The 6,149-nt window shown below is 72.0% G+C and carries 3 protein-coding genes; 1 reads left to right on the forward strand and 2 read right to left on the reverse strand.

The window, feature by feature from the left end; genetic code table 11:
* A partial coding sequence (locus tag E1295_RS51640; protein WP_246081231.1) for a glycoside hydrolase family 38 N-terminal domain-containing protein occupies nt 1-4,101 on the reverse strand: 4,101 nt, incomplete at its 3' end.
* Between the two features lie 234 nt (nt 4,102-4,335).
* On the opposite strand from E1295_RS51640, the gene E1295_RS46695 reads away from it, so the two are divergent.
* Nucleotides 4,336-5,193, forward strand: coding sequence for a bifunctional methylenetetrahydrofolate dehydrogenase/methenyltetrahydrofolate cyclohydrolase (locus tag E1295_RS46695; RefSeq protein WP_132641630.1), 858 nt, complete (start codon nt 4,336-4,338; stop codon nt 5,191-5,193).
* A 318-nt stretch (nt 5,194-5,511) separates the two neighbouring features.
* On the opposite strand, the gene E1295_RS46700 is transcribed toward E1295_RS46695, so the two are convergent.
* On the reverse strand, nt 5,512-6,045 hold the full coding sequence (locus E1295_RS46700; RefSeq protein WP_246081232.1) for a thiamine pyrophosphate-dependent enzyme: 534 nt from the start codon (nt 6,043-6,045) through the stop codon (nt 5,512-5,514).
* Nucleotides 6,046-6,149: the final 104 nt, after the last annotated feature.

Here is a 6,149-nt window from a genome sequence, read left to right on the forward strand (position 1 = left end):
CAGGCCGGTGGGGCGGGCGGTGGCCGAGGTGGTGCCGCGGTTGGCTCGGCGCGGCTCGGCGGGGGTGCCGGCCACGGGCAGCTCGGGAGCGTCACCGAAGGCGACCGTGGTGACGTCTTCGATGACCTGGCCGCCCGCCGTGGTGCGGGCCGCGACGAAGTGGAGGCCGGAGCCCGGCTGGGGTGGAGGTGTCACCGTCACCGGGAAGCGAAGGTGGCCGCCCGGAGCGAGGCGGAAGGGGCGCTGCGCCGGGGTGGCGGCCCAGCCGTCGGGCACGCGGATCTCCGCCACGCCCTCATGGGGTTCGTCGGTCAGGTGGGAGGAGACGACGACCTCCACCTGGAAGGGCTCTCGCGGCGAGGTGACGAGGCCGGGGTCGATGGCGACGGAGATCGGCAGGAAGCCCAGGGGCGCGGGGCCCTTGTTGTGCAGCCAGTAGCGGCTGTAGACGGGCTGCGCGGACTCGGTCTCCTGGCCGAACTCGTGCGCTTCGGTGGCGGGCAGGGCTGCGGGGGCGAGATAGGTGGCGATCTGCGCGCCGGTCAGGGTGAGGTCGGTGGCCGGCTCGCCGGGACGTTCGAGCAGGTCGGCCTGGGTGAGCCGGTCGAGAGGGAGCACGGGGGAGGCGAGCGCGGCCTGGGAGCCCAGCCCGGTCGACTCGACCAGGCGGATGGTCACACCGTCGTCAGGTTGGTCGGCGCGGCCGTGGGCGTGCGGGTTGCCGGTGGCCTTGAGGGTGCTCAGCAGCACGTCGCGGGCCGGCGTGAGGGTCAGGAGGGAGTGCACCTGCGGCAGGTCGCCCTGCTGGGCGGTGTCGATCGTACGGGGGAGCAGCGGGGTGATGTGCTCCTGCGCCGCGGCGGGCAGCCGCAGGGCCCGCCAGTCACCCTCACCGGCCACCAGCGAGTAGGAGAACTCGTGTGTCCAGTGCTGGAGCTGGAAACCCGAGCCGTCGGGTGTCGCACGGTGGGGCGGGTCGAGCCAGATGCCCGACGGCCAGCCCGTGCACGAGCGCATCAGGGACAGGTGCAGGGCGCCCGACGGGTCGACGGCGAAGCCGGGCAGGCCATAGGTGAGCAGCGCGACCGTACGGTCGTCGAGATGTTCGGTGCCCAGCGGGCAGACCGCCTCGATCGTGGCGTCGGCGAGGTCGGCCACCAGCTCGGAAAGGGAGCCGGTGACGATCAGGGCGGGCAGGGCGCGTAGGTCGCGCAGGTCGGCGCTCGGTTGCCAAACCTCCGTCAGCGGGTGTTCGGCGGGCACCCACACCCGGGACGCGCCCGACTTGAGCGCGTCGAGGTAGGCCGGGTCGGCGCGGGAGAGCAGTTCGGCGGCCACCGGGTTGTCGTCGGGGCCGCCGATGACGATGCGTACGTCGGGCAGGTTGGAATCGACGTCGAGCCAGCCGTAACGGGTGCCGGGCGCGGAGGACGTGGTGGCGGTGACGCCCACGCGGGCCAGAGCCACCACCAGGTCGCGGGCCTTGGGCGCGTCGTCGAGGGCGGGCACCACGACCTCGGCCACGCCCAGGGCCCGCGCGCCCGCCTCGCCGAGGTCGACCTTCGCCGTGGTGGACAGGCCGAACCAGGTGTTGGCCGGGTTGTCGAGGGTCCACGGGTGCTCGGCGGTGTCGACGTCGGGCAGCGCGAACCCGCGCCCCACCACGGCACCGGCCACGTCGGACACCGGCAGCGCCCCTTCGACGCGGGCCGGGAACCGCACACGGAGGAGGCGGTCGGCCCCGGTGTGGTCGAGCACGCGGGTGGTGAAGTCGATGCGGTCGGAGCCGGTCAGCAGGGTGACGGTCTGCTCGTAGGCGATCTCGCCGACCTGGCCCGTGACCGTCAGACGGTGGCCGATCGGGCTCGTCTGAGCGGTCGCCGACAACGCCCGCGTCTCGGCGGAGCCTTCGGCCTGGCCGGTGGGGATGAGGTGCCAAGGGCCCTCGCCCATATCGGGGTGTTGCGGATATTCATGGTAGAGGCGCAGCTCGTTGCCGGGGCCGGTGAGCAGTTCCCGGCCCGAGGCGAGGTCGAGGATAGAGGTCAGCGCCCCGCCGCGCGCCGGATCCGCCGTGACACGCCACCGGTCGTTCTCGATGGTGACGGGCGCCTCTGGGGAGGCGGCGTTCTGCTGGGAGGTGAGGGGCGCGTCTGGGGTGGCGTTTTGGTGGGGGGTGACAGGAGCGTCTGGGGTGACGGGTGCGTCAGGGGTGGCGGGGCTCTGATGAGAGGTGGCCGACGCCGGCTGAGTCTCCTGGTCGGCGTCGCGGGCTACGAGGACCTGACTCTGCCAGGAGCCGGGGGAGCCCGGCACCACGCGATAGGTGCGCCAGCCCAGTGAGGGTACGTCGCGGGCCAGGAAGGCCAGCGTGTCGCCCTCCGCCACGGCGGGGAGCTCGGTCTCGGCGAGGTCGGTCCCGGGTAGATCGGTGGCGGGAGCATCGGCCTCGGAAGCATCGGCGACGGAGAGATTTGCCCCGGAGAGACCGGCGACGGAGAGGTCGGCGACGGTGTGGCCGGCGGGGACCTTTACGCGGACCAGGCCGTCGCGGGCGAAGGGCAGGGTGTTGGTCACCACCACGCTGTGGCCGTCAAGCGTGATCTGGCCGGTCAGGGCGTCGAGCGCGCGGTCGCGGGCCGTCGCGGCCAGGTCGTGGGCCTCGCGCCAGCCGGTCAGCAGGTCGATGTAGACCTGGTCGGACTCGGAGCCGGTGATCGCGTCGTGGTGTGCGCCGTAGGCCAGTTGCCGCCAGGCCTTGTCGAGCGCGGTGTGCGGGTAGCGGCCGAGCCCGAGCAGTGCGGCGAACGCCGACAGGCGCTCGGCGTCGAGCGCCGCCACCTCGGCGGCCCGCTGGGCCTGCTTGGTGTCGATGTAGGAGACGTCTTTGCCGGTGTAAATAGGGTTCATGTCGCGGGTCTGAGGGCTGAACGCCGGCAGGCCCGCGCGTACGGCGTCGAGGAAGTCGCGAGGCGTGGCGCAGACGAACCTGGGCCACACGTAGCGGGCGGCCCACGTGCGGTGGATGTCGGTGACCCACTTGTTGGGCGGCGTGTAGTCGGTGCCGACAGGGAGCAGGATGTTCTTCGTCGCGGCGACGGGCTTGAGCGAGCGGTAGAGGTCGTAGACCGCCTGGCAGGCCTCGTCGAGCGAGGGCGAGGAGTCCATCCACCAGCCGGCGGAATAGTGGGCGGGCATGTAGTGGGTCAGCACGCCCTGCCCCGACGGCGAGATCCACTCGAACTCGCTGGGGAACTGCATCAGCGCCGCGTCGTTCTTGGCCTGCTTGAAGTTCTTGCTGATCGGACCCCACTGATGGAACGGCCCACGTGCCCACGCGCTGCCGGTCAGCCCGGCCGCCGCGAGGTGGCCGGGGAATTGGGGGTCGTGCCCGAACACGTCGAGCTGCCAGGCGGTGCGCGGATCGCCGCCCAGGATGTCGCGCTGGTAACCGATGCCGTAGACCAGGTTGCGGATCGTGGTCTCCGCGCCGGTCAGGTTGGTGTTGGGCTCGTTGTAGGTGCCGCCGATCAGCTCGACGCGGCCCTCCGCCATGAGGGCCCGCAGGTCGGCCCGCCGCTCGGGGTGGAGGTCGAAGAACGGCTTGAGATAGTCGACCTCGGCCAGCACGAAGCGGTAGTCGGGGTCGCGCAGCGCCAGCTCGATGTGCGCCTCGACCAGCGCGAACGCGTTCCGCTCATAGAGCGGCCTGGTCGTGGAGTCGGCGGACAGCAGCTCCCACGGGCTGGTGTAGGCGGCCTGCGTGTTCCACCACACCGGGTCGTAGTGGAAGTGGGAGACCATGTGCATGGTCCAGCCCGGCTCCTCGGCCGTGACGGTGACCTCGAGGGACTCCTCGCCCAGGGTGAGCACGCATGGCACGGCGGCACCGGGCGGCGCGGACACGGCCATGGGGACCTCGACCACGCCGGCCGTGGCCGGAGCGCTCACCGGCCCGGCCAGGCGGACGCCCTCGCCGCGCAGGTCGAGCGACGTCTCCTGGTCTCCTGCGGCGACGGTGACGCGCAGCACTTGATGCGGCTCGTCACGCGAGCCCACGAACAGATCGGTCGACTCTGCGGACAACAGGCGGGTGGGCAAGGGGGACCTCCTGAGCTTGTTGCTGGCGCCCGTAACACTAAGCGTTTGGAAGATCAATGACAACGATGTCAGCGGCTGCCTGTGGATAACCGGATCCGACTGCCTGGGGTCTGTGGATAACTAGGGGGCCTGACACGTGTTTCTCCGCCACGTACGTGATCACTGTCTTACCCTCGCCGCGAACCCCCGCACACCTTGTACGGCGGTCGCCACGAGGCATGGAAGGATTGCCGCATGAGCGCAGTGAAACTCGATGGCAAGGCCACCGCCGCCAAGATCAAGGCCGACCTCACGACCCGGGTGGCCGCGCTGAAAGAACGCGGCATCACGCCCGGCCTCGGCACCGTGCTCGTGGGCGACGACCCCGGCAGCCAGATCTACGTCGGAGGCAAGCACCGCGACTGCGCCGAGGTGGGCATCGCCTCCATCCGCGTAGATCTCCCCGAGACCGCCACGCAGGCCGAGGTCGAGGCGGCCGTCGACGAGCTCAACGCCTCCCCGGAGTGCACCGGCTACATCGTCCAGCTGCCCCTGCCCAAGCACCTCGACACGATGGCCCTGCTGGAGCGGATGGACCCGGCGAAGGACGCCGACGGCCTCCATCCGATCAACCTCGGCCGCCTCGTCCACATGGTCGACGCGCCTCTCCCGTGCACCCCGCACGGCATCGTGCTGCTCCTGCAGGAATACGGCGTGCCGCTCAAGGGCGCCGAGGTGGCCGTGGTCGGCCGCGGCATCACCGTGGGCCGCTCGCTCGGCCTGCTGCTGACCCGCCGCAGCGAGAACGCCACCGTGACCCTCTGCCACACCGGCACCCAGGACCTGGCCGGCCACGTGCGCAGGGCCGACGTCGTGGTGGCGGCGGCGGGCGTTCCCGAGCTCATCACACGTGACATGGTCAAGCCTGGCGCGGCCGTGCTCGACGTGGGCGTCTCCCGCGTCAACGGGAAGATCGCCGGGGACGTGGCGCTCGACGTCGAGGAGGTCGCCGGCTTCCTCACCCCCAACCCGGGCGGGGTCGGCCCCATGACGCGCGCCCTCCTCCTCTCCAATGTGGTGGAGGCCGCTGAGCGGGTTCAGGCAGGCGCCTGACACCGGCCGGCACGGACCGCAGGTGGCACCTGCTGTCACACGGACGCGCGAGTGTGTGCCGCGCGGTCGTGGGAGTGTGTGTCGTACGGTCGTGGGAGTACATGCGGCGCGGTCGAGGGAGTGTGCGTCGAACGGTCCGGGAGTGTGCGTCGCGCGGGCGTGGGTGGTGTGTGCGTCGTGCGGTCCGGGAGTGTGCGTCGCGCGGGCGTGGGTGGTGTGTGCGTCGTGCGGTCCGGGAGTGTGCGTCGCGCGGGCGTGGGTGGTGTGTGCGTCGTGCGGTCGCAGGAGTGGGCGCCGGGGCCGGTCGCGGAGCTTGCGTCACGGCTGGAAGCCGAGGTCCACGGTCACGTTCACGTCGAGCAGCAGGGGTTCCTCGCGGGCGCGTAGGTCGGGCACGACCTCGTCGAGCGTCGCCGTCAGCTCGTCGTACGAGTCCACCCGCCTGGCCGGGCAGCCGAGCGACCTCGCCAGGCCGCGCACGTCCACCTCGGTGAACGGCGGCCACGGCGCCTTGCCGCCCTGGTGGTCGGCCAGCCGGTCCATGATCGCGTACCGGCCGTTGGCGAGCACGACGAAGAGCGCGCCCACCCGGTAGTGGGTGGCGCTCCACAGGGCGTGCAGCCCGTACAACGCGGCCCCGTCGCCGACGACCGCGACCACCGGGCGGTCGGGGAGTGCCATGCGCAGTCCCACGGCGGCGGGCACGCCGAAGCCGAGCCCGCCCATGGCGGCGGAGACGAAGCCCAGCGGGTTTCTCGCCGGCACGAGCCGGTGCAGGTCGGGGCGGGAGGACGGGGCCTCCTCGACGAGTACGGTGTCGGCGGGCAGCCGGCTCGCCAGCGCGCTCAGCACGTGCGCCGCCCGCAGCGGCCGCCCGTGGAGCGGAGCCTCGTCAGGGCCGGACGGGGAGGCGCCCGGCGCGGTCGCCCGGGGTTCTGGGGCTGTCTCTTATACAC

The organism is Nonomuraea mesophila (genome assembly GCF_004352805.1).
Classification (GTDB): domain Bacteria; phylum Actinomycetota; class Actinomycetes; order Streptosporangiales; family Streptosporangiaceae; genus Nonomuraea; species Nonomuraea longispora.